General features: G+C 68.4%; 24 protein-coding genes and 1 tRNA gene. 8 read left to right on the forward strand and 17 right to left on the reverse strand.

The annotated features are described in order from the left end of the window. Window positions 1-113 precede the first annotated feature (113 nt). From NX02_RS12585 to ccmC, 7 genes are read right to left on the reverse strand one after another with little or no spacing between them, the layout of a single operon-like run. Window positions 114-743: a tetratricopeptide repeat protein gene (locus tag NX02_RS12585; protein WP_025292548.1), complete on the reverse strand. Its 630-nt coding sequence runs from the start codon at window positions 741-743 to the stop codon at window positions 114-116. Further along, entirely contained in the window at window positions 743-1,153 is a 411-nt protein-coding gene (locus NX02_RS12590; protein WP_025292549.1) for a cytochrome c-type biogenesis protein, read from the reverse strand. Before NX02_RS12590 ends, NX02_RS12585 begins: the two co-directional genes overlap by 1 nt. Further along, window positions 1,150-1,677, reverse strand: a complete 528-nt coding sequence (locus tag NX02_RS12595) for a redoxin family protein (RefSeq protein WP_025292550.1) — start codon at window positions 1,675-1,677, stop codon at window positions 1,150-1,152. Before NX02_RS12595 ends, NX02_RS12590 begins: the two co-directional genes overlap by 4 nt. Then, a complete protein-coding gene (locus NX02_RS12600; protein ID WP_025292551.1) occupies window positions 1,674-3,602 on the reverse strand; it encodes a heme lyase CcmF/NrfE family subunit in 1,929 nt (642 codons plus the stop codon). Before NX02_RS12600 ends, NX02_RS12595 begins: the two co-directional genes overlap by 4 nt. Further along, complete coding sequence (ccmE, locus tag NX02_RS12605; RefSeq protein ID WP_245648838.1) at window positions 3,599-4,057, reverse strand: cytochrome c maturation protein CcmE; 459 nt, start codon at window positions 4,055-4,057, stop codon at window positions 3,599-3,601. The genes NX02_RS12600 and ccmE overlap by 4 nt, the downstream gene beginning before the upstream one ends. Further along, entirely contained in the window at window positions 4,054-4,185 is a 132-nt protein-coding gene (locus NX02_RS33905) for a hypothetical protein (RefSeq protein WP_281178343.1), read from the reverse strand. Before NX02_RS33905 ends, ccmE begins: the two co-directional genes overlap by 4 nt. Window positions 4,186-4,203: 18 nt before the next feature. Further along, the gene (gene ccmC, locus NX02_RS12610) at window positions 4,204-4,920 is read right to left on the reverse strand and encodes a heme ABC transporter permease CcmC (protein WP_025292553.1); all 717 of its coding nucleotides are present in this window, start codon (window positions 4,918-4,920) and stop codon (window positions 4,204-4,206) included. Window positions 4,921-5,168: 248 nt separating this feature from the next. On the opposite strand from ccmC, the gene sthA reads away from it, so the two are divergent. After that, window positions 5,169-6,602, forward strand: a complete 1,434-nt coding sequence (gene sthA / locus NX02_RS12615) for a Si-specific NAD(P)(+) transhydrogenase (RefSeq protein WP_025292554.1) — start codon at window positions 5,169-5,171, stop codon at window positions 6,600-6,602. A gap of 100 nt (window positions 6,603-6,702) precedes the next feature. Here the strand turns inward: sthA and NX02_RS12625 are convergent, their stop codons facing one another. The 5 genes from NX02_RS12625 to NX02_RS12645 form a co-directional block, all read right to left on the reverse strand. Further along, on the reverse strand, window positions 6,703-7,674 hold the full coding sequence (locus NX02_RS12625; protein ID WP_084718256.1) for a M15 family metallopeptidase: 972 nt from the start codon (window positions 7,672-7,674) through the stop codon (window positions 6,703-6,705). A 107-nt stretch (window positions 7,675-7,781) separates the two neighbouring features. After that, window positions 7,782-7,858, reverse strand: a tRNA-His gene (locus tag NX02_RS12630). Window positions 7,859-7,912: 54 nt separating this feature from the next. Beyond that, complete coding sequence (locus NX02_RS12635; RefSeq protein ID WP_025292556.1) at window positions 7,913-9,790, reverse strand: asparagine synthase-related protein; 1,878 nt, start codon at window positions 9,788-9,790, stop codon at window positions 7,913-7,915. A 99-nt stretch (window positions 9,791-9,889) separates the two neighbouring features. Then, entirely contained in the window at window positions 9,890-11,125 is a 1,236-nt protein-coding gene (locus NX02_RS12640; RefSeq protein ID WP_025292557.1) for a pyridoxal-dependent decarboxylase, exosortase A system-associated, read from the reverse strand. Beyond that, entirely contained in the window at window positions 11,122-12,645 is a 1,524-nt protein-coding gene (locus NX02_RS12645) for an acyl-CoA ligase (AMP-forming), exosortase A system-associated (protein WP_025292558.1), read from the reverse strand. The genes NX02_RS12640 and NX02_RS12645 overlap by 4 nt, the downstream gene beginning before the upstream one ends. A 219-nt stretch (window positions 12,646-12,864) precedes the next feature. On the opposite strand from NX02_RS12645, the gene NX02_RS12650 reads away from it, so the two are divergent. Further along, window positions 12,865-13,137: an acyl carrier protein gene (locus NX02_RS12650; RefSeq protein WP_025292559.1), complete on the forward strand. Its 273-nt coding sequence runs from the start codon at window positions 12,865-12,867 to the stop codon at window positions 13,135-13,137. 75 nt (window positions 13,138-13,212) lie between these two features. On the opposite strand, the gene trxB is transcribed toward NX02_RS12650, so the two are convergent. Further along, a complete protein-coding gene (gene trxB, locus NX02_RS12655) occupies window positions 13,213-14,187 on the reverse strand; it encodes a thioredoxin-disulfide reductase (RefSeq protein ID WP_025292560.1) in 975 nt (324 codons plus the stop codon). A gap of 215 nt (window positions 14,188-14,402) precedes the next feature. Between trxB and NX02_RS12660 the strand changes: the two genes are divergently transcribed. Beyond that, window positions 14,403-14,783: a hypothetical protein gene (locus tag NX02_RS12660; protein WP_047099786.1), complete on the forward strand. Its 381-nt coding sequence runs from the start codon at window positions 14,403-14,405 to the stop codon at window positions 14,781-14,783. A 172-nt stretch (window positions 14,784-14,955) separates the two neighbouring features. Beyond that, window positions 14,956-15,957: a peptidase associated/transthyretin-like domain-containing protein gene (locus NX02_RS32980; protein ID WP_025292562.1), complete on the forward strand. Its 1,002-nt coding sequence runs from the start codon at window positions 14,956-14,958 to the stop codon at window positions 15,955-15,957. A 45-nt stretch (window positions 15,958-16,002) separates the two neighbouring features. On the opposite strand, the gene gorA is transcribed toward NX02_RS32980, so the two are convergent. Beyond that, entirely contained in the window at window positions 16,003-17,349 is a 1,347-nt protein-coding gene (gorA, locus tag NX02_RS12670; protein WP_025292563.1) for a glutathione-disulfide reductase, read from the reverse strand. A 227-nt stretch (window positions 17,350-17,576) separates the two neighbouring features. After that, a complete protein-coding gene (pgi, locus tag NX02_RS12675; protein ID WP_025292564.1) occupies window positions 17,577-19,079 on the reverse strand; it encodes a glucose-6-phosphate isomerase in 1,503 nt (500 codons plus the stop codon). Window positions 19,080-19,245: 166 nt separating this feature from the next. Here pgi and lepB point away from each other — a divergent pair, with 166 nt between their 5' ends. From lepB to era, 3 genes are read left to right on the forward strand one after another with little or no spacing between them, the layout of a single operon-like run. Further along, the gene (lepB, locus tag NX02_RS12680; RefSeq protein ID WP_025292565.1) at window positions 19,246-20,112 is read left to right on the forward strand and encodes a signal peptidase I; all 867 of its coding nucleotides are present in this window, start codon (window positions 19,246-19,248) and stop codon (window positions 20,110-20,112) included. Then, complete coding sequence (gene rnc, locus NX02_RS12685; RefSeq protein WP_039996565.1) at window positions 20,112-20,777, forward strand: ribonuclease III; 666 nt, start codon at window positions 20,112-20,114, stop codon at window positions 20,775-20,777. Before lepB ends, rnc begins: the two co-directional genes overlap by 1 nt. Beyond that, entirely contained in the window at window positions 20,774-21,667 is an 894-nt protein-coding gene (gene era, locus NX02_RS12690; protein ID WP_025292567.1) for a GTPase Era, read from the forward strand. Before rnc ends, era begins: the two co-directional genes overlap by 4 nt. Before the next feature lie 254 nt (window positions 21,668-21,921). Here era and NX02_RS12695 read toward each other — a convergent pair whose 3' ends face one another. After that, a complete protein-coding gene (locus tag NX02_RS12695) occupies window positions 21,922-22,623 on the reverse strand; it encodes an NAD-dependent deacylase (protein ID WP_025292568.1) in 702 nt (233 codons plus the stop codon). Window positions 22,624-22,731: 108 nt separating this feature from the next. Here NX02_RS12695 and zwf point away from each other — a divergent pair, with 108 nt between their 5' ends. Continuing rightward, a complete protein-coding gene (gene zwf / locus NX02_RS12700; RefSeq protein ID WP_025292569.1) occupies window positions 22,732-24,204 on the forward strand; it encodes a glucose-6-phosphate dehydrogenase in 1,473 nt (490 codons plus the stop codon). 13 nt (window positions 24,205-24,217) lie between these two features. Here zwf and NX02_RS12705 read toward each other — a convergent pair whose 3' ends face one another. Then, complete coding sequence (locus tag NX02_RS12705; RefSeq protein WP_025292570.1) at window positions 24,218-24,679, reverse strand: hypothetical protein; 462 nt, start codon at window positions 24,677-24,679, stop codon at window positions 24,218-24,220. Window positions 24,680-24,681 lie beyond the last annotated feature (2 nt).

The following is a 24,681-nucleotide window of genomic DNA, read 5'->3' on the forward strand; positions in this document are numbered from 1 at the left end:
CCGGCGGCGAGCGACGCGCGCCCCTACCACGCACATGGGCGCCCCGCAACGGCGGCCGGCATCCGCCCGATATAGGGGCTTCCGGCGGCACAGGGAGGGGTGCAGCGAAATGATCAGGGGGCGGCAACACCCCGCTCGGCATCGGCCTGGGCGATTCGCTTTTCCAGATCCGCCCGCCACGAGGCGTTGGGCGGCGTGCGCGCGAGCAATTCGCGCCAGATCGTCGCGGCCTGATCGAGCTGGCCGGAGCGGGCGAGCGCCAGGCCGAAGAAGAAGGGCGGCGCCGGATGCTGCGGAGAGAGGCTCGCCGCCCTCTGGAAGGCATATTGCGCCGCCGGGTTGATCGCGCCGCCGCCATGTTCGACCAGCGCATTGCCGAGACCGACCCAGAGATCGGAATTCTGAGGATACTTCCTCGTTGCGGACCGCATGATCGCGACCGCGTTGGCGGTGCTGCCGTTGCGGATCAGCGCTTCGGACGTGTCGATATACTGCGCCGCGCCGTTGAACTCGCCCATCATCGCGCGGCGCTCCGCGGTCACCGCGAGTTCGCCGCCGATGTCGGGGGTCGCCGGCTCGACCGGGCTGCCGGGCAGATCGGGATGCCCCTGCCAGGCATAGCCGGCGATGCCGAGCAGCAGCGCGGCGACGACATATTCGAGCCCGCCCTTGGGCAGCCGCCCGAACCACCACAGCGCGCCGCCGACGAGCGCGGCGAAAGCCAGCAGGATCACCCAGCCCATCAGCGCTTCGCCTTTCGCTTGAACCGTCCGCGCGCCAGCAGCGCCCCCACCGCCAGCAGCAGCAGCGGCAACACCCAGAGCGGCCAGGTGACCGCGTTGACCGGCGGCTCATAGGTCACCCACGCGCCATAGCGTTCGACCAGCCAGGCGCGGATCGCCCCCGGATCCTCGCCCGCGGCGACACGGCGGCGCACCAGCGCCCGCATGTCCCCCGCCATGTCGGCATCGCTGTCGGCGATCGACTGGCCCTGGCAGACGAGGCAGCGCAACGTTTCCATCAGCGCCTTGGCCTTCGCCTCCTGCTGCGGATCGGCAAGCTGGCGGTTGGCGAGGTCGGCGGCGGGCAACGCCGACTGGCCGAGCACCGGCGCGGCAGCGGCGAGCGCGAGTGCGGCGAGCGCCACCCTCATCGTGCTTCCCCCAGCGCGGTCAGCACGTCGGGCAGATCCTGCGGCATGATCGGGCCGATATGCTGGAAGCGGATGATGCCCTGGCTGTCGACGACGAAGGTCTCGGGCACGCCCGACGAGCCGATCGCGAGTTGCAGGCTGGCGTCGACGTCCGAACCGATCCGGTCGTAGGGATCGCCGTTGCGGCCGAGGAACAGCGCGACATCCTCGGGCCGGTCGCGGATCGCGACGCCATCGATTGCGATGCCCTGGCGCTTGAGCTCCATCAGTACCGGCGCCTCGGCGATGCAGGGCACGCACCAGCTCGCGAACACGTTGAGCAGGCGCGGCCTGCCGCCTGGGACCGAGCCGGTGGCGAAGGCGGCGCGGCCGGCGACGCCCGGCGGCAACTGCATGCGCGGCATCGGCTTGCCGATCATCTTGGAGGTGATCAGCGTGTCTCCCGGATTGACCAGCTTGTAGCCGACGAACCCGAAGAACAGCACGAACAGCGCCAGCGGCACCCACAGCACCCAGCGCTTCATGCCAACGCCTCCTCCGGCGCGCGCACACGCCGCTCCCGCATCAACCGGCCGGCCAGCGACAGCAGGCCGCCGAGCGCGATCAGCCCGCCGCCCAGCCAGATGAAGGTCACGAACGGCTTCCACCACAGCCGGAGCTGCCAGCGGCCCTGCTCATCCTCCGGCCCAAGGACGAGATAGAGCTGGCCGTCGAGTTCGGTCTTGAGCGCCGCCTCGGTGGTCGCGGTCGGCGGGTCGGGGAACATGCGCGCCTGCGGCCGCATCACGAACGCCGCCCCATTGCCGCGGCGGACCTCGAGGACCGCTTCGAGCGCGGTCCAGTTCGGGCCCGCGATCGGCGTGATATCCTTCAGCCTGACGCTGAACGGGCCGACCTTGGCGCTGTCGCCGACTTTGGCAGCGACCAGCGTCTCGCGGTTGAACGCGCTTTCGCTCGCCATGCCGGCCAGTGCGACGGCCACGCCGAGATGCGCGACGACCATGCCCCAGGTAAACAACGGCGTCCGGCGCAGGTTGCGCTTCCACAATGGCGCGAGACTGGCGACGCCCACGCCGACTGCGAGCACGAGCCCGAGCAGCGGCAGGATGCGCATGCCCGGCACCAGCACCACAACCGCGAGCAGGGTCGCGGCGGTCAGCAGCACCGGCAGCGCGAGGCGCGGCAAGACCGCCTTCAGGCGGTCGCGGCGCCAGCGCATCACCGGCCCCATCGCCATCACCACCACCAGAAACAGCGCCAGCGGCCCCGCGGCGCTGTTGAAATAGGGCGGTCCGACCGAGAGCTTCTCGCCGTTCACCGCCTCGACGCCGAGCGGATAAAGGGTGCCGACGAAGACGATGCCCAGGATCGCCGAGAGCAGCAGGTTGTTGACGACCAGCGCGCCCTCGCGGCTCACCATCTCGAACTGCGATCCTTCCTTCACCGTCGCCACGCGCAGCGCGAACAGCGCCATCGCGCCGCCGATATAGATCGCAAGCAAGGCGAGGATGAAGCTGCCGCGCTCGGGATCGACCGCGAAGGCGTGGACCGAGGTGAGGATGCCCGAGCGCACGAGAAAGGTGCCGATCATCGACATCGAGAAGGCGACCACCGCGAGCATCACCGTCCATGCGCGCAAGCCGTCCCGCGTCGCCAGCACGGTCACCGAATGGAGCAAGGCGGTCGCCGCCAGCCACGGCATCAGCGAGGCGTTCTCGACCGGATCCCAGAACCACCAGCCGCCCCAGCCGAGCTCATAATAGGCCCAGTAGCTGCCGGCGGTGATGCCGAGGGTGAGGAAGATCCACGAGATCAGCACCCACGGGCGCATCGCGCGGGCGAAAGCCGGCCCCACCTGGCGCGTCAGCAGCGCGCCGACCGCGAAGGAGAAGGCCACGGACATGCCGACATAGCCGATGTAGAGCGTGGGCGGGTGGAAGGCGAGGCCGGGATCCTGCAGCAGCGGATTGAGCCCCTGCCCGTCCCGCGCCGCCGGCACCAGCCGCTCGAACGGGTTTGAGGAGAAGAGCAGGAAGGCGAAGAAGCCGATGCCGATGAAGGCCTGCGCGGCGAGCGTCGCCGCCAGCATCCGCGCCTCGACCCGCCGTTCGAGCACGGCCACGGCAGCCCCCGCGACGCCGAGCACGGTGACCCAGAGCAGCATCGAGCCCTCATGGTTCCCCCAGGTGCCCGCGAACTTGTAGAGCCAGGGCTTGGCCGAGTGGCTGTTCGCCGCGACCAGCTTCACCGACATGTCCGAATCGAGGAACAGCCTGATCAGCAGCAGGAAGGCGATGAGGGTCAGCACACCCTGCACGACCGCGACCGGCCGGATCGCCGGCAGCAGCGCATCACGCCCGCCGGTCAGCCCGATCGCGCCGAGCGCGAGCTGGAGGACGGCGAGCGCCGCCGCAAGCCACAGCGCGGCCAGCCCGGCTTCGGCGATCATTTGTCCAGCGTCTCCGTCTTGTGCATCTTGCCGTCGAGTTGCGGCGGCATGTAGCGCTCGTCATGCTTGGCGAGCAGATTGTCGGCGACGAAGCTGCCATCGGCATCCAGCCGCCCTTCGGCGACGACGCCGCTATCTTCCTTGAACAGATCGGGCGTGATGCCGCGGAAGCTGACCGGCGTCTTCGCGATGCCGTCCGTCACCACGAAATGGACGGTGACGCCATCCGCATCGCGACGGATCGAGCCATGCTCGACCATGCCGCCCAGCCGGATCGCCTTGCCGGTTTCGGGCCGGTCCTTCTTGATATCCGCCGGCGCGTAGAAATAAGCGGCCTGCTCGCTCAGCGCCGACATCGCCAGCAGGGTCGCGCCGATCATCGCGACCAGCGCGATCACGATCAGCACGAGCCGCTGATGCTTGGCCTTCGCCATCGTGCCCGCGCGCGCGCTCATCGATCGCGCCTCAGCGTATCGCTCTTGCGCTCGGCGCGGCGCATCGCGGTCCAGGCCCAGGCAATCATGCCGCCGGTCCCGCCCAGCGCCAGCATGTAGGCGGCGATGATGAAGGGCCAGTGGTTCATATCGTTCGGTTCATGTCATCAGGCCTCGGCCAGCCGGCGCATCCGCGCTTCCACCCGCGCCTCGGCGAGGATCGCGCGCATCCGCATCAGCACGATCGCCGCGAACAGCAGGGTGAAACCAAGCACGGTAAAGCCCAGCGGCCACAGGATCGAGCCGTCGATCGTCGATCCCTTCAAGGTGATGCTCGGCCCCTGATGCAGCGATTTCCACCACACCACCGAGCGGTTGATGATCGGCACGTTGACCGCGCCGATCAGCCCGAAGATCGCCGTCGCGCGGCTGACCGACGTGCGCTCCTCGCTGGCGTTGGCGAGCGCGATATAGCCGAAGTAGAGGAACAGCAGGACGAGCATCGAGGTCATCCGCCCATCCCATTCCCACCAGGTGCCCCAGGTCGGCCGCCCCCAGATCGAGCCGGTGGCAAGGCAGATCGCGGTGAACAGCGCCCCTGGCGCCGCGGTCGCGCGCCCGGCGACGCCGGCCAGCGGATGCCGCCAGACGAGCTGGACGAGGCTGGCGATGGCCAGCCCGAACCATCCGCCCATCCCGAGCCACGCCGCCGGCACATGCACATAGAGGATGCGCACGCTTTCGCCTTGCAGATAGTCGGGTGGCGTGAAGAACAATCCGGCGCCGACGCCGATCGCGATCAGCAGCAACCCGCCCAGTGCCAGCCAGGGCGTGATCGGCTTGGCGATCGACAGGAAACGGGCTGGGTTGGCGAAAATGTGCATCGGCACGCGAAGTCTAGAGGGCTGGTGGACAAAGCGGAAGCGACCGATGGTACAACCCATTCGTGCGATGGGCTTGGGGCCTGCCTAGCGCCAAGCGCGCATGCGGGGCAAGCGCCGATGCGGAGCCCGGGCTCGGATCGTCGCAGCGGGTGGAGACTTTGCGCCTGCCGGCGGTTGAGGCCTTGGTTCGTCCCCCGGCACCGCTATCCTCCTTCGCGGTGCCTTCCCCTTTTGCCGGAGATTCGCCGATGCAGCGCCATTTCGACCTGATCGTGATCGGCAGCGGCCCGGCAGGGCGCCGCGCCGCGATCCAGGCCGCGAAGCTCGGCAAGGCAGTCATCGTCATCGAGAAGGGCCGCCGCGTCGGCGGCGTCTCGGTCCACACCGGCACGATCCCGTCGAAGACGCTGCGCGAAACGGTGCTCAACCTTTCCGGCTATCGCGAGCGCGGCTTCTATGGCCGCTCCTACCGGGTGAAGCAGGATATCTCGGCGGCGGACCTGATGGCGCGGCTGCACAAGACGCTCGACCATGAGGTCGAGGTGCTGGAGCATCAGTTCAGCCGAAACGGCGTGCGCACCGCGCGCGGCGAGGCTCGCTTCGTCGATCCGCACCGGGTGGAGGTGACCAGCGACGATGGCAAGACCTGGCATTGCACCGGCGATCATATCCTGATCGCCTGCGGCACCCGCCCCTTCCATCCGGACAACATCGCCTTCGACCATGAACTGATCTTCGATGGCGACGAGATCCTCGAAATCCCCAAGCTGCCACGCAGCCTGACGGTGATCGGCGCGGGCGTGATCGGCGTGGAATATGCGACGATCTTCAGCGCGCTCGACGTCGCGGTGACGCTGATCGAGCCGCGCGATACCTTCCTCGACTTCATCGACCGGGAATTGATCGAAGAGTTTACCCACGAACTGCGCGACCGCGGCGTGCGCCTGCGGCTGGGCGCCAAGGTGGAGGACGTGACCGCCGAGGGGCATCACACCGTCTGCAGGCTGGCCGATGGCCGCCGCGTCGTCAGCGACGTGCTGCTGTTCGCTGCCGGCCGGGTCGGCGCGACCGACCGGCTGGGGCTCGACGCGATCGGGCTGGAGGCGGATCGGCGCGGGCGCATCTCGGTCGATCCGCAGACGATGCAGACCGACGTGCCGCACATCTACGCCGCGGGCGACGTGATCGGCTTTCCCAGCCTCGCCTCCACTTCGATGGAACAGGGCCGCCTCGCCGCCTGCCACGCCTTCGGCCTCGAACCGCCGCCGCCGCCCGAATTCTTCCCCTACGGCATCTATTCGGTGCCCGAAATCTCGACGATCGGCATGACCGAGGAGGAAGCAAAGCGCCGCGGCATTGCTTATGAGGTCGGCATCGCCCGCATGCGCGAAACCTCCCGCGGCCACATCATGGGGCTCCACAGCGGGCTGATGAAGATGCTGTTCGCGATCGAGACGCGTGAATTGCTCGGCGTCCACATCATCGGCGAAGGCGCGACCGAACTGATCCATATCGGCCAGGCGGTGCTGAACCTGAAAGGGACGATCGACTTCTTCATCGACAACACGTTCAACTATCCGACGCTGGCGGAAGCCTACAAGATCGCCAGCCTGGATGCGTGGAACCGGCTGCCCGCACCGCCACGGGCGTCGGACGTCGCAGCCAACGGCGCGTCGGCCTGAGCGCGCCGGATCAGCGGCGTGTCGATCTGAGCGCGCCGGATCAGCGGCGTGTCGATCTGAGCGCGCCGGATCAGCGGCGTGTCGATCTGAGCGCGCCGGATCAGCGGCGCGATGCGAGTTCGGTGAAACTCTTCGTCCCGATCGCGTAGCGGCGCCACGTCCTATAGTCGAAGTGCCACCATTCCTCCGGGTAAACCTCGAACCCCTCGGCGACCATCGCCTCGCGCAGCATGTCCCGCAGCGCGCGCTGCCGTGTCGTGCCGCCGACGAAGTTGGAATAGGATCGGCGAGACGCCTCGTCATAACGGCTCGGCATCTCGACGACCTTGCCCGTCCTGAGGTCGTAGAGCGTGAGATCCACCGCGCAGCCGCGGTTGTGGCGGGAACCCTGTGCCGGATCGGCGACGAAGACATGGTCTTCGGGAGGAGTCGCTTCCCAGAACATCCATGTGACGAACCATGGCCGATAGGCATCGTGGATCATCAGCCCATAACCCTTGGCGGCCAGCGCCTGTTGCGCGCGCCCGACCGCCGCGGCGGCGGGGCGCTGGAGAAACGCCGCCGCGCGCTCATAGAGCGGGATGCCCATGAAATTTCTGGCGCCGGCATAGCGGATGTCGAGGCGGATGCGGCGATCGACGCCGGTGAGATCGACGAGATCGTCGGGCAGATGCGGGCCGGCCTCGACCGGCGGGGTCGCTGCCAGCGCGCGGCGGCGCAAAGCGACCGGATCGGCCTTCACCGCCCTGCGGGTCGCCGCTTCCGACTCCGCGCCGAAATCATGGAAGGCCAGCGTCCGTCCGTTCAGGCGCACCGCGCGCTTCGCCAGCACCAGTTCGCCCCCGCCCGCGATCACGTAAACGCCGTCGTCGATCCGCGTCAGCCGCGCCGCGGCATATCCGCCGCCATCCACGAACAAGGCACCGTCGCGCTCGAACAGGGTCAGCGGCGCGTTCTTCTCACCATATTGGCCGATGGCGCGCCATTCGGCGCGCGTCTGGGCGACGGCAACCGGCGCCATAGGACCGGCGGCTGCAGCGACGACCATCAGGAGCCCGAAGCGACTGCGCATCCCTTTTCCCTGGCCCACGCCCACGATGTCGCAGGGCAACGCCGAATCGCTGCCCAGCCTCGCCGAATTCGGCAAGTCTTCCAACATATCTGGCAGCAGGGAAATGATGGGGCGATCGACGGGGATTGAACCCGCAACCTCCGGTACCACAAACCGGCGCTCTAACCAATTGAGCTACGATCGCCACGTTCGGCGGTGACGCCGAGCGCGGGCTCTTAGGCCCGAGCGCGGCGGCACGTCAAGCACCAACGCCGAACAAGTTTCGGATCGAACGGTCGAGAAGCAGCAATTGCCACAACAGCGGCGCATGATCGGCGGCGCCGGAGCGGTGCTGGTCCGCAAGCCACGCGATCGCGGCGGGCCGGAACCAGCCGGTTGCGGTCAGCGCTGGGTCGCGGACGAGCGCCGAAACCGCATCGGCCAGCGCGGCAGCCGGCCAGCGCGCGGGCTGCGGCACCGCGCCGGCGCGATCGGGCAGGTCGGCGGGGAGGTGCCGGTGCAGCGCCTTGCGCAGCATGCCGGCCGACCGCAGCCCGGCCGGCAGTTGGGCCGTGAACCGGACAATGTCCGGATCGAGCATGGGCGTGCGCAGTTCGACGCCGAACGCCATCCCCGCCCGATCGAGGCGGGTCAGAACCTTGCCCGGTGCGGCAATCGCCAGATCGGCATGCTGGACGCGATCGAGCGGTTCGCGCGCAGCGGCGGCCCGCACCGCATCCTCATAGCGCTGCTCGGCGCGATGGCCCTGCAGCGCCGACGTCATGCCGGTGTCGTAGAGCGACGCCCGCTGCGCCGGCGGCGTCACCGCGACGGCCGCGGCATAGAGCGTTGCCGGATCGGCGGCGATCGCGCGCAGCGTACCATCCGCGCCGAACCGCCGCGCGAGTCGCGAAGGCGCCGATTCCCCCGCACCGATTCGCCCCGCCTGCTCACGCCATCCGGCAGGCAGCAGCGCCCGCAGCCGGGCGAGCCGGGCATGATCGCGGTGGCGGGGCTCGGCGGCGATCAGCAGATCGAGCCCGTCGACGCCGAGCGCGAGCGTCATGCTGCCGCCGGCAGCCGCCGCCAGCTGAAGCGTGGCGGCAGCCGCGGGATCGGCGAAGGGTTCATCGAAGACCTGCGCCAGCAGGTCGGGCAGCGTCATCGGATCGGCCGGCACCGCGGCATCGACATGCCCCGTCGCGAAACGCTCGGCGACGAGGGCTATCGCCCGGCCGGCGCCGGACGAATCGCCGCTCCCGGCTGCGACCGTCGCCACCGCGCGCGGGCTTGCCGCCGCCATCAGCGCGACCAGCGCCGCCGTATCGGCACTGCCATCGATCAGCGCGCCCGGCGGCGCATCCGCCTGCATCGCCCGTCGCACCGCGGCCTGCAGCCGTTCCGCCGCTTCGGCCTGGAGACCTGCGGCACGCCGTTCGCTGCGGTGGGTGAAGTCGAGGCTCCACCAGCGCCGCGCGTCGGGCACCGGCCGCCCCCGCGTCACCAGCAGGCAATGACCGGCGGCGAGTTTCTCGACGCCATCGACCAGGCAGGCATCGTCGGGCACATGGCCGAGCGCCAGGAAATCCTCGATCGCGCGCGGATCGGGCCGCCGCCGCAGCAAGCGGTTGGCAAGCAGTCCCTTGAGCTCGGACGCGAAGGCCAGGCTGCCATCCGACAGCAGCGCATAGTGCAATGGTTTCGCGCCCATCCTGTCGCGCGCGAGGAACAGCCGCTGCCGCTCGGCATCGTGGATGGCGAAGGCGAAACTGCCCTCCAGCCGCGACAGGCAGGCCTCGCCCCAGCGTTGCCATGCGGCGAGGATCAGTGCGGCGCTGCCGGTGCCCGCCAGCGCATGGCCGGCGCCTTCAAGTTCGGCGCGCAGCGGAGCCTGATCGAGCAGTTCTCCGTCGCACACCACGCTCAGCCGCCCGGCGGGGTCGGTCAGCGGCTCGGCAGCTGCATCGGCGACACCGATGACCGAAAGCCTGCGGTGGCCGAGGCCGATCCCGCGCGCGGTCCACACGCCCGATCCATGCGGACCGCGATGGCGCATCGCGTCGGTCATCGCCCGCACGCGATCGGGATCGACCGGCTTGGCCGTCTGGAGATGGAAGATGCCTGCGATACCGCTCATGGTCGCGCGCCCTATCGCCCGCCGGGGCGGCAGGGGGCAAGGGCGACCGACCCGCCGAACTCATCGGCGCGGCGCATCCGCCGCACCGTTGCGCGCCGATCAGGCGCCCACGAGCATCTCGATCGCCGGCGGATGGCCGAGAAAGGCGGCGGGGCTCGCGCTCGCGCCATAGGCGCCGGCCATGAACAGGGCGACGACATCCCCCACGTCCGCGCGGGGCAGGCCGACCTGATCGCCGAGGCGGTCGAGCGGCGTGCACAGGCAGCCGACCACGCTCACCTCCTCCTCCACCGCCCGTCCGAAGCGGTTGGCGACCGCGATCGGATAGTTGCGCCGCACGACGGTGCCGAAATTGCCGCTCGCGGCAAGCTGGTGGTGCAGCCCGCCATCGGTGACGAGGAAGACCTGCCCGTGGCTCGTCTTCCGGTCGACGATGCGGGTGAGATAGACCCCCGCCTCCCCCACCAGCCAGCGGCCGAGTTCGATTGCGAAGGCCGATTCGGCGAGGATGGGCGCGCGCGCCGCCAGCGTCTCGCCGAGCGCCGCGCCGACCTGCTCGACGGCGAGCGGCACGTCGCCGGGGAAATAGGCGATGCCGAAGCCGCCGCCGAGATTGACCAGCGGCGGCACCGCCCCCACCGCCTCGGCGATCGACGCCGCCAGCGCGACGGTTGCCGCCTGCGTCTCGGCGATGGCGGCGGCATCGAGCGCCTGGCTGCCGGCGAAGATGTGCAGCCCCTGCCAGTCGGCGCCGGCCGCGATCAGGCGGCGGATCAGCGCCGGCACCTCGGCGGCGTCGATGCCGAACGGTTTGGCGCCGCCACCCATCCGCATGCCCGAGCCGCGCAGGTCGAAATCCGGATTGACCCGGACGGCGAGCCGCGGAACGCGCCCCAGACGATCGGCGATCATCAGCGCGCGATCCGCCTCCCCCGCCGATTCGAGGTTGAGAGTGGTGCCGGCGACGATCGCTGCCTCAAGCTCCCGGTCGCGCTTGCCCGGCCCTGCGAAGGAGATCCGCCCGGCGCCGATGCCGCTGTCGAGCGCGCGATGCAATTCGCCGGCGGACGCGACGTCGAGCCCGTCGACCAGTGCGGCCATCCACGCCACCAGCGGCGGATAGGGATTGGCCTTGACCGCATAATGGATCGCAAGCTGCCCCGGCATCGCCGCGCGCAGCCGTGCCACGCGCGCCGCCAGCAACGCCGCATCATAGACGAACAACGGCGTATCGCCGGCCGCCGCGATCAGCGCATCGACCCGCTCGCCGCCGATCCGCAGCATGAAGTCGTCGTCGGCCGCATAGCCCAGCGGGATCGCACCGGCGGGCTTCATCCGCCGATCTCGCGCTTCAGCCCCGCACGGTCGAGCTTGCCATTGGGATTGCGCGGCAGGGCGTCACGCCAGTGCAACCGGTGGGGCTGCATGAAGGCTGGCAGTTCGAGCTTGAGCGCGGTGCGCAACCGCTCCTCCGCCTTGTCCACTTTCAGCCGCTTGGCCGGGTTGACGACCAGGTGGATCGCCTGCCCCAACCGCTCGTCGGGCAGGCCGATGGCGACCGCCTCGCCCACGGCACCGCTGGCGACCGCCGCCTCCTCGATCTCGGTTGGGCTGATGCGGTTGCCGGCGCTCTTGATCATCTCGTCGTCACGCCCGACGAAATAGAGCAGCCCTTCCCCGTCGCGCACCACCGTGTCGCCGGACCAGACCGCGGTGCCGCCGAAGGTGGACGCCGGCGGCGCCGGGCGGAAACGTTCGGCGCTGCGTTCGGGATCGTTCCAATAGCCCTTGGCAACCAGCGGGCCGGCATGGACCAGTTCGCCCGGTTCGTCGGCACGGGTCAGGCTGCCATCCGGCCGCACGACCAGAATTTCGGCGAAGGGAATCGCGTCGCCCATCGATTCGGGGTGGCTGTCGACCAGCGCGGGATCGAGATAGGTCGAGCGGAACGCCTCGGTCAGCCCGTACATCGGATAGAGATCGGCGGCAGGAAACGCCGCACGCAGCCGGCGGACGAGCGACGTGCCGAGCGCCCCGCCGCTGTTGGTCAACCGCCTGAGCTTCGCCGCGACCTCTGGCGGCCAGGCCGCCTCGACGAGTTGCACCCAGAGCGGCGGTACGCCGGCGAGCGTCGTCGGCTCATGCGTCTCTACCGCGCGGATCACGTCGCGCGGCGTCAGATAGTCGAGCGGGATCGCGACCGCGCCCGCCGCCCACGTCGACAGCAGCTGGTTCTGGCCATAGTCGAAACTCAGCGGCAGCACGCACAGCGTGCGGTCCTCCGGCGCGAGGTGCAGGTAGTCTGCAACCGCGATCGCCCCCAGCCACAGATTGGCGTGGCTCAGCATCACCCCCTTGGGCCGCCCGGTCGAGCCGGATGTGTAGAGGATCGCCGCGAGCCGTTCGGGATCGCCATCGGAGGGCGGCAGCCGCCCGGGGTTGCCGGGCAGCACATCATCGGCCTGGTTTTCGGTCAGCAGCGCGCAACCGGCCGGCACGTCGCCGTCTTCGAGCGTCGTCGCGCGCGCATCGCCGGCGATCAGCATCCGTGCGCCGCTGTCCGCCAGGATATGCGCGACCTGCGCATGCTTGAGCAGCGGGTTGACGGGCACGTGGATCAGGCCGGCCCGCGCCGCCGCCAGCGGCATCACGCAGGCCAGGCGCGTCTTGGCCAGCCAGCTCGCCACCCGGTCACCCGGCTCCAGACCCTGCGCCAGCAGGCCCGCGGCGACATGACCCGTGAGCGCATCGAGCGCGGCATAATCGAGCGTGCCGAAGCGGCCGATCAGCGCCGGCGCATCGGGCGCACCACGAAGGGCCAAGCGATCGAGCGTCTGCGCCGCGGCATTCAGCATGGCATGGGGATCCGGGGAAGACTGGGCATCTGACCGGAGTCGATAGCGGTTAAGGCGGCGGCGGGGAATATCGGCGCACCTGCCGCCGCCGTCCGATCGTCGCAGCGTTGCCGGTGAGGCACAGTGCGGGGACGGATGGGGCCGATGCTTGTCCTGCCTGCGCCCGTCGACTAAGCGGCCCGCGCATGAAGAAATAATGACAGTCGAGGGAAGCAGGTGATCGCTGGGGACGATGCAGAGCTGATCGAACGGACCGTACGTGCGGTGCTGCAGGATGTGCTGGGGCTGGACGATGCCCGCACGCGGGCGCTCGACGCCGATTCGGGGTTGTTCGGGGCCATGCCCGAACTGGATTCGATGACCGTCGCCGGTCTGCTGACCGAGATCGAGGATCGGCTCGGCATCATCATCGACGATGACGAGGTGGACGGCGAGATGCTGGAGACGTTCGGCAGCCTCGTCCGCTTCGCGCGCGGCAAGGCCGAGCGTTAAGGACGGTAAACGTTCGATCGGCCGGCGTGCTCGCTGCCCGCCGGCCGATCCTTGCCGATACCGACCCGTTCCGATTCAGGCGGCGACGGTCACGTCGCGGATCGACTCGAAATCAGCTTCCTGCAGGAAGCGCTCGGCATCGAGCGCGGCCATGCAGCCCATTCCCGCGGCGGTTACCGCCTGCCGATAGATCTTGTCGGTCACGTCGCCTGCGGCGAACACGCCCGGGATCGCGGTGTGGCTGGTACCCTTTTCGACGACGACATAGCCCTCGTCGAGTTCCAGCTTGCCCTCGAACAATTCGGTCGCCGGCTTGTGGCCGATCGCGACGAACGCGCCATCGGTTTCGATATGGCTCTTCTCGCCGGTCACGGTGTCGATCAGATCGACGCCGACCAGCCCTTCCGGATTGCCGCCACCGACGAAGCGGTCGACCGCCTTGTTCCACAGCACCTTGATCTGGGGGTGGGCGAACAGCCGATCCTGCAGGATCTTCTCCGCGCGCAGCGAATCGCGGCGGTGGATCAAGGTCACGTCGTGGCTGTGGTTGGTGAGGTAGAGCGCTTCCTCGACCGCGGTGTTGCCGCCGCCGATCACGACCACCTTCTTGCCGCGATAGAAGAAGCCATCACAGGTGGCGCAGGCGGAAACGCCCTTGCCCTGCAGCAGATGCTCGCTGTCCAGCCCCAGCCATTTGGCCTGCGCGCCTGTGGCGATCACCAGCGTGTCGGCGACATAGATCGTGCCGCCATCGCCGCGCAGGCGGAAGGGACGCTCGGACAGGTCGACGTCGACGATCTGGTCATAGACGAACTGGGTGCCGACATGCTCGGCCTGCGCCTGCATCTCTTCCATCAGCCAGGGGCCCTGGATGACGTTGCGGAAGCCGGGATAATTCTCGACATCGGTGGTGATGGTGAGCTGCCCGCCAGGCTGGAGCCCCTGCACCACGATCGGCGCCAGGCCGGCGCGCGCGGCATAGATCGCAGCCGAAAGACCGGCGGGGCCCGATCCGAGGATCAGCATGCGGGTGGAATGGGTGGCGGTCATCGCAAATCTTTCATCCTGTTCGAGCCCCGAAATAAGGACTGGAACCACCCCAGCGCAACCGATGGAATTTCTTGGGGGGCCGCAACCCCGCCTCGCGACATCCGCGACATTTCGCGACACTAATGAACCGATCTTGTCGAAGCTGCTCAGAATCCGTTCAATCGACCGGACGTAGAAGCATGGTCATCGAAGTGATCAGGATAAGGAATTTGGTCATGCTGAAGTCGATTGGAACTATCGCCAAGATTGCGATCGCCGCCGTTGCCGTCGGCGGAATGACCGCGCCCGCCATGGCGCAGAGCTGGGGCCAGCAGCAGCAGGTCCGTTTCGATCCGCGTTACGATCGCGATCGGAATGGCGGCTGGAACGGCGGCGGCTATCGTTTCGAACTGGCCGGCAACGGCGTCGCCCGCCTGCACCCGGTGCTGAAGACGACCCGCGAGGGCCTGCGCTTCGTGAGCCAGTTCGACTATAACCGCGACGGCCGGCTGAACATGAACGAGGCCGGCGATGCGAACCGGGCGCTGATCCGCGGTGCCGACCGCAATGGCGATGCCCAGGTCTCCAGCCGCGAGGCGGCGCGCTTCCTGCGCTGAGCTTCCTGCGCTGAATCGCAGCGGGTTTCATCAAGAACGGCGCCCCGGCGATGGCTGGGGCGCCGTCTTTTCGTGCGGAACCGGCGATCGGCTATCGTCTTAGCTGTCGACAGGCGTTGAAGCCGGCCACCAAAGCGGGCTAATCGGCGCGGGTAACAGTGAGGACGCGAAGATGAGCCACGAGGCCAACCACGACGATGACGAGCAGGGCCTCGGGGCTGAGCTTGCCCAGATGCGCAGCCGGCGGATCGGCCGCCGCCGCGCGCTGTCGCTGCTTGCGAGCGCCGGCACCGCCGCGCTGATCGCGAGCTGCGGTGGCGGTGGCGGAGACGATGACGACGGCGGCACCCCCACGCCGACGCCGACCCCGACGCCGACTCCCACGCCGACGCCGACGCCGACCCCCACGCCGACGCCGCTTCCGCTGCCGACGACATGTAGCAACTATCCGCCCGAGGAAGTCGGCCCCTATCCGGCAGACGGCAGCAACAGCCTGCCCGCCGGCGCGCCGACGCAGACCAACATCCTGACCTTCAGCGGCATCGTGCGCACGGACATCCGCCCGAATTTTACGGCGCCGACGCCGACGCCGACACCGACGCCCACCTCGACACCGACGCCGACCCCCGCGCCGGCACCGTCGCCCACCCCCACGCCGCCGCCTACGCCCGGCGTGCAGGTGACGTTGACCTTCATCGTGGTGAACACGGCCTCGACCTGCGCGGCGCTTTCCAACTATGCCATCTATCTGTGGCATCCGCGGGCGGACGGTCGCTATTCGCTCTACGACGATCCGGCCGACACCTATTGCCGTGGCGTGCTTTACACCAATTCGAGCGGCCAGTGCACGTTCACGACGATCTTCCCGGGCTGCGAACCCGGGCGCTTCCCGCATATGCATTTCGAGCTGTTCACCAACCCGAGCAACGCGCTGGCGGGCAGGTTCGCCAAACTCACCTCGCAGATCGTCATGCCGCCCGAAGCCGCGGCGTCGGTCTATTCGAGCAGTGCGGATTATGCCGCGAGCGCGACCAACTTCGCTTCGGCGACGATCGCGGGCGATCCCGTGTTCGGCAACAACACGTCGGGCCAGATCACCAGCATGACGCCGACATTCACCGGCACCGCCGCGACGGGCTTCACCGCCTCGATCGTGATCGGCGTGACGCCATAAGCCGGTTTGCCTCCCCGGGCTCGGCCCGGGGAGGCAAAACCCGCGTTACCGCATCAGCACCAATTCCTCCGCCATCGTCGGGTGCAGCGCGACGGTGTCGTCGAACGCTTGCTTGGTGAGCCCCGCCTTCACCGCGATCGCAGCGGCCTGCAGGATCTCCGGCGCGTCGGGCCCGATCATGTGGAGACCGACGATCACATCGGTCTCGGCGTTGCAGATCATCTTGTAGAGCGCACGCTCGTTGCGGCCGGCGAGGACATTCTTCATCGGCCGGAAATCCGAGGTGTAGACCTTGATCGTGCCGAAGCGGTTGCGCGCCTCACCCTCGGTATAGCCGACACCGGCGATCGGCGGGTGGCTGAACACCGCATTGGGCACGCAGTGATAATCGACGCGGCGCGGCTTGTTGCCGAACACGCTGTCGGCAAACGCCTGCCCCTCGCGGATCGCGATCGGGGTGAGCTGGATGCGGTCGGTCACGTCGCCCACGGCATAGATGCTGTCGACGCTCGACTGGTTGTCGGCATCGACGACCACGGCACCGCGCTCGTCGAGCTTCACGCCCACCGTCTCCAGCCCCAGCCCCCTGGTATGCGGCACGCGACCGGTGGCGAAGAGCAGCGCATCCGCCTCGATCGTCGGCTGGCCGGTCATGAACAGGCGAAGGCTGCCATCCTCCTGCTTTTCCACCTTCTCGAACGGCGCGTTGAACAGGAACTTGATGCCCTTGGTCATCGAGATCTGCAGCAGCCGGTCGCGCACCTGCTCGTCATAGCCGCGCAGGATCGTGTCGGAGCGGTTGACGATCGTCACCTCGGCGCCGAACTCATGGAAGATGCCGGCGAACTCGTTGGCGATATAGCCGCCGCCGGCGATCACCACCCGCTTGGGCATCGCATCGAGGTGAAACACCTCGTTGGACGTGATGCCATACTCCGAACCCGGAAAGGCGGGCACGACCGGCCACGCACCGGTGGCGATCAGGATCTTGCCGGCGGTCACGGTGCGCCCCGATGCCAGGGTGATCTCGTTGACGCCGCTCACCGTGGCACGTTCCAGGATGACCTCGACGCCATGGCTGTCGAGCGTGCTGGTATAGGCAGCGTTGAGCCGTTCGACATCGGCGAGCACATTGTCACGCAAGGTCGGCCAGTCGAAATCGCAGTCGGGCACGTTCCAGCCGAAGCGGCGTGCGTCTTTCAGATCCTCGGCGAAATGCGCACCGTAGACGAGCAGCTTCTTGGGCACGCAGCCACGGATCACGCAGGTGCCGCCGACCTTGTATTCCTCGGCGATCGCCACCTTCGCGCCATGCGCCGCGGAGACCCGCGCCGCACGGACACCACCGGAACCGGCGCCGATGACGAAGAGATCATAATCGAAACTGCTCATGGACCCGCCCTTGATATGCTGCGCGAGCATCTAGGGAGCCCGACCCGCGGGGACAAACGGGTTTTCCGGTTTGCGCTGATCGATTTCCTTCGCAACCCGCGGCTCGCCGCCGACAGGTGTGGCGATTCTCGCCGGCTTCACCGGCGCCTGCCGGGCGACGGTTCCGGCAGGGCGCGCACCATCGCGCCGTGCCCGGCCCCCGGGGGGCGGGCGCCGGGATCTGGAAATCAGCCGAACGCGCGCTCGATCAGCGCGCGCGTCGAGGGATCGAACCGGTCCGTCCCCTCGCTGTCGATCGACTTGGCGATCGCCTTGCCCAGTTCCACGCCGAACTGGTCGAACGGGTTGATCCCCATCAGCGCCGCATTGGCGAAGGTGCGCTGTTCGTAGAAGGCGATCAGCGCGCCAAGCGTGCGCGGATCGACGCGGTCGAGCAGGATCGTCGACGACGGACGGTCGCCCGCATAGGCGCGTGCCGGATCGTCGCTGTGCTTGCCTTCCATCAGCGCCGCGCCCTGCGCGAAGCAATTGACCAGCAGCGCGCGATGGTGGCGGTCGTCGAGGGGATGGCCGGGCTCGATCGCGGCGATGAACTCGACCGGGATCAGGTGCGTGCCCTGGTGGAGAAGCTGGAACACCGCATGCTGCGCATCGGTGCCGACCCCGCCCCAGGTGACCGGCGCGGTCGGGCCGTCGACGGGCGTACCGTCCGCCTTCACGCTCTTGCCGTTCGATTCCATCTCGAGCTGCTGCAGATAGGAGGGCAGCAGCCGCAGCCGTTCGTCATAGGCGAATACCGCGCGGGTCTGGCAGCCGCGGACGCGGGCATAATATTGATCCGCGAACGCCGCGAGCAGAGGCACGTTGCGGCGCGGCTCGGCGAAGCGGAAATGGCGGTCCATCGCAGCGGCGCCTTCCAGCAATTCCTCGAACGCCGTCCAGCCGAGCGCAAGCGCGGCGGGAAAACCGATCGACGACCACAGCGAATAACGGCCGCCGACACTTTCGCCGAAGGGCAGCACGCGGGTTTCGTCGACGCCCCAGGCCACCGCCTTGTCCGGCGCCGCGGTCAGCGCGACGACGCGGCCATAGGGATCGTCGACGCCGCCTTCGGTCAGCCACGCCAGCGCGCTGTCCGCATTCATAAGCGTCTCGGTGGTGGTGAAGGTCTTGGAGGCGACGGCGATCAGCGTGCTGCTGGGATCGAAGCGCGCGAACGCCTCCTCCAGCGCGGCGCCGTCGACATTGGAGACGATCGCGGTCTGATAGCGATCGGCCTCGCGGCCCAGCGCATCGACCAGCAGGTTCGGCCCCAGCGCCGAACCGCCGATGCCGATGTGCAGGATGTTGGTGATCGGCCCCATCGCGCCGGCCTCGATCGCATCGATCAGCCCGCGCATCCGCGCATGGAACATCCTGGCCTGCGCCACGCTCTCGGGCGCGCCCTCGCCGCGCTCGGCGCTATGCTCGGCGGCGCGATCCTCGGTGACGTTGACCTTGGCGCCGGCGAACAGCGCGGCGCGCTTGGCGGCGAACTCGCTCGCCTCGGCCAGCGCCACGAAGGCGTCGATCAGCGCCGGGGTCAGGTGCGTCTTCGACCAGTCGAAGCGCATGCCCACCTCTTCGATCACAAGCTGCGACAGGCGATCGGGCGTGGTCTCGAACAATTTGGCCAGGGTTTCGGGCTGCTCCGCCCGGATGGCCGTCCACGCCGTTTCGGTGCCGCTCATGTCGCGAATCTCCCTGATATTGCAGCGCACCCTCTACGCCGCAGTCCGCGCCGCTGCCACCCCCCGGCCTGCCGCTTTTCTCTCCGACGGTGCCCCGATGCGCGCGACGAACGCCTGTCGATCGAAGCTTGCTTGACCAAAGCGCGCCACGCTTCCAAACCGCGGCATGACCGACCAGACGTCGGGCGGCGCGCGAGCCGCCGCCGCCAAAGCCAATAAACGGGGCCGAAAGGCAAAAAGCGAAGGGCGCGAGTCCTTCATCTTCCTGCTGAAACTGCTGCTGTTCGTCTTCATCCTGCGCAGCTTCATCGTTTCCCCTTTCGTCATCCCCTCGGAATCGATGCAGCCGCGGTTGCTCGTGGGCGATTATCTGCTCGCGGCGAAATGGCCCTATGGCTTCTCGCGCTACAGCCTGCCCTGGGGCATGCCGCTGCTGCCCTCGTCGCGCATCCTCCCGCGCCAGCCCGAGCGCGGCGACGTCGTGATCTTCCGCGCACCGCCGACCAACGATGTCGACTATATCAAGCGCGTGATCGGGCTGCCGGGTGACCTCGTCCAGATCCGCAAGGGCCAGATCATCCTCAACGGCACGCCGATCCCGCGCCAGCGCATCGCCGATTTCGTCCACCCGGTGAGCCCCAACAGCCCCTGCTATGCGCTGGAAAAGGGCGTCCCCTCCCCCTTCCTGCACCGTGACAGCACGGGCCAGGCGGTCTGCCGCTATCCGCAATATCGCGAGACGCTGCCCAACGGCCACAGCTATGCCGTGCTCGACCTTCGACCGACCGAGAATGACGACACCGAGGTCTATGTCGTGCCCGAAGGCCATCTGTTCCTGATGGGCGACAATCGCGACCGCAGCCTCGACAGCCGCTTCTCGGTGGAGCGCGGCGGGATCGGGTTCGTGCCGCAGGACAATCTCGTCGGCCGGGCGATGGTCTCGATTTTCTCGACCGACGGCTCGGCGAACTGGTTCCTGCCCTGGACATGGTTCACCGCCGCGCGCTGGGAACGGATCGGCGAAACCTTCTGATGGCAGCCGATCTTTCCTCCTGGATCAGGGAGACCTTCCAGCACGAACCCGGCGACCTCGCGCTGTTCGAACGCGCGCTGACGCATGGTAGCCAGAGCACCCTCAACTATGAGCGGCTCGAATTTCTCGGTGACCGCATCCTCGGCCTGCTGGTGGCGCGCTGGCTGTTCGTGCTGTTTCCCGACGAGCCCGAGGGGAAGCTCTCGCGCCGGCTCAACGCACTCGTCTCGGGCGGCACCTGTGCCGAGATCGGCCGCGCGATCGGCGTGCCGACGCATCTGCGCCTCGGCAAGCAGGCGCGCGACGATGGCGCGAACGACAGCGACAATGTGCTGGGCGACGTCGTCGAGTCGCTGATCGCCGCCGTCTTCCTCGAAGGCGGGCTCGAGGCCGCCGACCGCTTCGTCCGCAGCGCGTGGGGCGACCGCGTGCTGCAGCAGCAGCGTGCGCCGCTGCACCCCAAGTCCGCGCTGCAGGAATGGGCCGCGGCGCACAACCGGCGCCCGCCGGTCTATGAAATCACCAATCGCGCCGGGCCGCACCACGCGCCCCGTTTCACCATCACCGTCACGATCAAGGGTGCCGGCGAGGCCTCCGCGGAAGGATCGTCGAAGCAGGATGCGGAAACCGCGGCGGCGCGCGCCCTTCTGGAGAAACTGCAATGAGCGAACGGTGCGGAACCGTCGCGATCGTCGGCGCGCCCAATGCGGGCAAGTCGACCCTCGTCAACGCCCTCGTCGGGCAGAAGGTGGCGATCGTCAGCCCCAAGGCGCAGACCACGCGCACGCGGCTGATGGGCCTCGCCATCGAGGGCGAAACGCAGATCATCCTCGTCGACACGCCCGGCATCTTCGAGCCGCGCCGGCGGCTGGACCGGGCGATGGTCTCCGCCGCGTGGGGCGGCGCCGAGGATGCCGACCTGATCGCGCTGGTGATCGACGCCAAGGGCGGGCTCAGCCCCAAGGTGGAAGGCATTATCGAGCGGCTGGCGGCGCGGCGCGAGCCGAAGATCCTGATCCTCAACAAGGTCGACATCGCCGCCAAGGAAAAGCTGCTCGTCCATGCGCAGCGGCTGAATGAGCGCATCGGTTTCATCGACACCTATATGGTCTCCGCCGCGACCGGCGACGGCGTACCCGTCCTCAAGGCCGCGCTCGCCGCCAAGATGCCGGAAGGACCGTGGCACTTTCCGGAGGACCAGGTCTCCGACGCGACCGACCGCATGCTCGCGGCCGAGGTGACCCGCGAACAGCTCTACCTCCAGCTCTACGCCGAACTGCCCTATGCCGCGGCCGTGGATACCGAGCGCTATTCGGAGCGCGAGGACGGATCGGTCGAGATCCACCAGCAGATCCTGGTCGGCCGCGCCACCCAACGCGCGATCGTGCTCGGCAAGGGCGGCACCCGCCTGAAGGAGATCGGCTCACGCGCACGCGCCGAACTGACCAGGCTGCTCGGCGCGCGCGTGCACCTCTATCTGCACGTCAAGGTCAAGCCGGACTGGGAGGAGGATCGCAGCCTCTACCGCGCGATCGGGCTGGAGTGGGTGGAGTAGGTCGATCGGGCCTCTTCACCCGACAATCCGTTCGTAGCATCCATCAGCGCGTGCAGAACGCGAACGACGTAGATGGCATCGTGCAGTCCGATAGAACGGGCGGTGCCGCCCTGCGCCGGAACGCCGGTAACCAGCAAAATGCGCACCGCCCTCAATGCCGAGCGCGGGATGCTCGCACGAGGCGACCGACGTGCTACGCGTCACGGCAATCTCCCACATGACCAGATATTCGTAACGTCATCGCATTGCAGCGGTCAGTCTCCCAGCACGTCCGCCACCCACGCCGGGACCAGTTCGCTCGCCGGCCCCAACCGCGTTTCGTGGAAATAGACGCTGCCCGCCGACGGATCGAGGTTCAGCTCCAGCGTCCGCGCGCCATGATGCCGTGCGGTCTGGACGAAGCCCGCGGCGGGATAGACCGCGCCCGAGGTGCCGATCGAGACGAACAGGTCGCAACGCATCAGCGCCGCTTCGATCCGGTCCATCTCGTAGGGCATCTCGCCGAAGAAGACGATGTCGGGGCGCAGCTTCGGACGGCCGCAGCCGTCGCAGACGCTGCCCGGCGGCATCGCGCCCTGCCACGGCACCGCCTTGTTGCAGCCCGCGCAGAGCGCCGAGAGCAACGCGCCATGCATGTGGAGCATGCGCTTCGCCCCGGCGCGCTCATGAAGATCGTCGACATTCTGCGTGACGATCAACAACGCGCCGTCCCACGCCGCATCGAGTGCGGCCAGCGCCTGATGTGCCGGGTTGGGCTCGACGCCGGCAAGCGCGGCGCGGCGGGCATCGTAGAAATCATGGACGAGCCGCGCATCGCGCGCGAGCGCTTGCGGCGTGCAGATATCCTCCACCCTATGGCCTTCCCATAGCCCGTCGGGCCCGCGGAAGGTGGCAAGCCCGCTCTCGGCGGAGATGCCGGCGCCGGTGAGGATGACGATGTTCCGGATGTCATGCATGACGCCTTCCATAACCGCGCTTCGCACTTACGACCACGCCGCGCGTGACGGGGCCGCACCACGACGCTATGCAGCGCCAAACACCCGATCCAGAGAGTGGGGGACGATTTGGCCGACATTTATCGCACCATCGTGATCTTCGGCGCGACCGGTGACCTTGCGCACCGGATGCTGTTTCCGTCGCTCTACAATCTCGACGCGGATGGCTTGCTGCCCGAAGGCTTCACGATCATCGGATCGGGCCGCACCAAGCAGGATGAGGCGGCGTTCCGCGAAGACGTGAACGCTGCGCTCGAAAAATTCCTAGGCGAGGGCTGCTATGATGCCGCACGGGCCGCGGTCTTCGTCGAGAAAATCCGCTATTGCCCGGTCAGCGTGGGCGACGAAGGCGACTTCTCCGCGCTGCGCGACATGATCGGCGACGCGGCCGATGGCGGTATCGCCTTCTATCTCTCCACCCCGCCCTCGCTGTTCGCGCCGGTGGTGAAGGGGCTGCAGGCGGCAGGCCTGACCGGGCCCAACACCCGCATCGCGATGGAAAAGCCGATCGGGCAGGATCTCGTCTCGTCGCGCGCGGTCAACGCCGCGGTGGCCGAGGCGTTCGACGAATCGCATGTGTTCCGCGTCGACCATTATCTCGGCAAGGAAACCGTCCAGAACCTGCTGATCCTGCGTTTCGGCAACATGCTGCTCGAGCCGCTGTGGAACGCCAACGCGATCGAGCATGTCCAGATCACCGTCGCCGAGACGGTCGGGCTCGAAGGCCGCGTCTCCTATTATGACGGCGTCGGCGCGCTCAAGGACATGGTGCAGAACCATGTGCTGCAGCTGCTCGCGCTGGTCGCGATGGAACCGCCGGCCCGTTACGATGCCGCCGCGGTGCGGGACGAGAAGGTCAAGGTGCTGCGCTCGCTGCGGCCGATGACGCGCGCGGACGCGGCGCAATGCAGCGTGAAGGGCCAGTATGTCGCAGGCGCGATCAACGGCCAGCCGGTCAAGGGCTATGCCGATGAGCTCGGCACCACCTCCGACACCGAGACCTTCGTGGCGCTCAAGGCGTTCATCGACAATTGGCGCTGGAAGAATGTGCCCTTCTACATCCGCACCGGCAAAAGGCTGCCCAGCCGCCAGTCCGAGATCCTGATCCAGTTCAAGCAGGTGCCGCACTCGATCTTCTCGGGCAAGGGCCGCGGCACGACCAGCCCGCTCGAAGCCAATGCGCTGATCATCCGCCTGCAGCCGGAAGAGAATATCCGCATGCAGCTGATGGCGAAGCAGCCCGGGCTCGACCGCGACGGCATCGACCTGAAACAGGTGGGTCTGGACGTCTCGCTGAGCACCGCCTTCGCCAAGACCCGCCGTCGCATCGCTTATGAACGGCTGCTGCTCGACCTGCTGGAAGGCGACACGACCTTGTTCGTGCGCCGCGACGAGGTGGAGGCGGCCTGGGCGTGGATCGATTCGATCCATGCGGCATGGGCGGAAGCGGGCGTCCCCGCCCGCCCCTACACCGCCGGCACATGGGGCCCCTCGGCGGCGATCGCGCTCACCGAACGTGACGGCGCGACCTGGCACGACTGATCTCGGCGGCGCGTCAGGGTTTCGCCTGCGGCTCCGGCACGCAGGCGATCACGCCCTTGACCGGCAGCGCGATCGAGTCGCCGCCCGGGCGATCAAGGCGGAGCGCGCCGCGCTCGATCGCGGCCCCGCCCGTCATGTCGCGGCGATCGTCCATATCGAGGTCCAGGTCGATCGCCGCCGCCTCGCTGGCGTAGCGCATCCGCGGTGAGAAGCCGGAGCGCGGCACGCCCTCGAACCCGGCGAAGGGCAAATCGGTCGCCACCCCGTCGAGCGATATCCGGGCGACGCCGGTGCTGCTATCGGCGGCCAGCACCAGCGCCTGCCCCGGGCCGCTGGTGTAGAGGTAGAGCGCGCAGCCGGCGCGCGGCGCGCCCTGCGGCGGCAGCACGCCAAGCCCGCGCGCAGCCGGCGCCGCGGGACCGGCGGCGCGCTGCGGCATCGCGCAGCCGGCGAGCATCAGGCCCAGCAGCAGCACCC

It is taken from the genome of Sphingomonas sanxanigenens DSM 19645 = NX02, from assembly GCF_000512205.2.
Taxonomy (GTDB): Bacteria; Pseudomonadota; Alphaproteobacteria; order Sphingomonadales; family Sphingomonadaceae; genus Sphingomonas_D; species Sphingomonas_D sanxanigenens.

Bases quoted from the DNA above. Each gene is read 5' to 3' on its own strand.
- rnc (WP_039996565.1), top strand. From the start codon at position 20,112: ATGGCAGCCGATCTTTCCTCCTGGATCAGGGAGACCTTCCAGCACGAA.
- NX02_RS12600 (WP_025292551.1), bottom strand. From the start codon at position 3,602: ATGATCGCCGAAGCCGGGCTGGCCGCGCTGTGGCTTGCGGCGGCGCTC.
- NX02_RS12595 (WP_025292550.1), bottom strand. From the start codon at position 1,677: ATGAAGCGCTGGGTGCTGTGGGTGCCGCTGGCGCTGTTCGTGCTGTTC.
- NX02_RS12645 (WP_025292558.1), bottom strand. From the start codon at position 12,645: ATGCTGAATGCCGCGGCGCAGACGCTCGATCGCTTGGCCCTTCGTGGT.
- ccmE (WP_245648838.1), bottom strand. From the start codon at position 4,057: ATGAGCGCGCGCGCGGGCACGATGGCGAAGGCCAAGCATCAGCGGCTC.
- pgi (WP_025292564.1), bottom strand. From the start codon at position 19,079: ATGAGCGGCACCGAAACGGCGTGGACGGCCATCCGGGCGGAGCAGCCC.
- NX02_RS12695 (WP_025292568.1), bottom strand. From the start codon at position 22,623: ATGCATGACATCCGGAACATCGTCATCCTCACCGGCGCCGGCATCTCC.
- NX02_RS12635 (WP_025292556.1), bottom strand. From the start codon at position 9,790: ATGAGCGGTATCGCAGGCATCTTCCATCTCCAGACGGCCAAGCCGGTC.
- NX02_RS32980 (WP_025292562.1), top strand. From the start codon at position 14,956: ATGAGCCACGAGGCCAACCACGACGATGACGAGCAGGGCCTCGGGGCT.
- gorA (WP_025292563.1), bottom strand. From the start codon at position 17,349: ATGAGCAGTTTCGATTATGATCTCTTCGTCATCGGCGCCGGTTCCGGT.
- NX02_RS12640 (WP_025292557.1), bottom strand. From the start codon at position 11,125: ATGAAGCCCGCCGGTGCGATCCCGCTGGGCTATGCGGCCGACGACGAC.
- lepB (WP_025292565.1), top strand. From the start codon at position 19,246: ATGACCGACCAGACGTCGGGCGGCGCGCGAGCCGCCGCCGCCAAAGCC.
- NX02_RS12590 (WP_025292549.1), bottom strand. From the start codon at position 1,153: ATGAGGGTGGCGCTCGCCGCACTCGCGCTCGCCGCTGCCGCGCCGGTG.
- era (WP_025292567.1), top strand. From the start codon at position 20,774: ATGAGCGAACGGTGCGGAACCGTCGCGATCGTCGGCGCGCCCAATGCG.
- NX02_RS33905 (WP_281178343.1), bottom strand. From the start codon at position 4,185: ATGAACCACTGGCCCTTCATCATCGCCGCCTACATGCTGGCGCTGGGC.
- NX02_RS12660 (WP_047099786.1), top strand. From the start codon at position 14,403: ATGCTGAAGTCGATTGGAACTATCGCCAAGATTGCGATCGCCGCCGTT.
- sthA (WP_025292554.1), top strand. From the start codon at position 5,169: ATGCAGCGCCATTTCGACCTGATCGTGATCGGCAGCGGCCCGGCAGGG.
- NX02_RS12625 (WP_084718256.1), bottom strand. From the start codon at position 7,674: ATGCGCAGTCGCTTCGGGCTCCTGATGGTCGTCGCTGCAGCCGCCGGT.
- ccmC (WP_025292553.1), bottom strand. From the start codon at position 4,920: ATGCACATTTTCGCCAACCCAGCCCGTTTCCTGTCGATCGCCAAGCCG.
- NX02_RS12585 (WP_025292548.1), bottom strand. From the start codon at position 743: ATGGGCTGGGTGATCCTGCTGGCTTTCGCCGCGCTCGTCGGCGGCGCG.
- trxB (WP_025292560.1), bottom strand. From the start codon at position 14,187: ATGACCGCCACCCATTCCACCCGCATGCTGATCCTCGGATCGGGCCCC.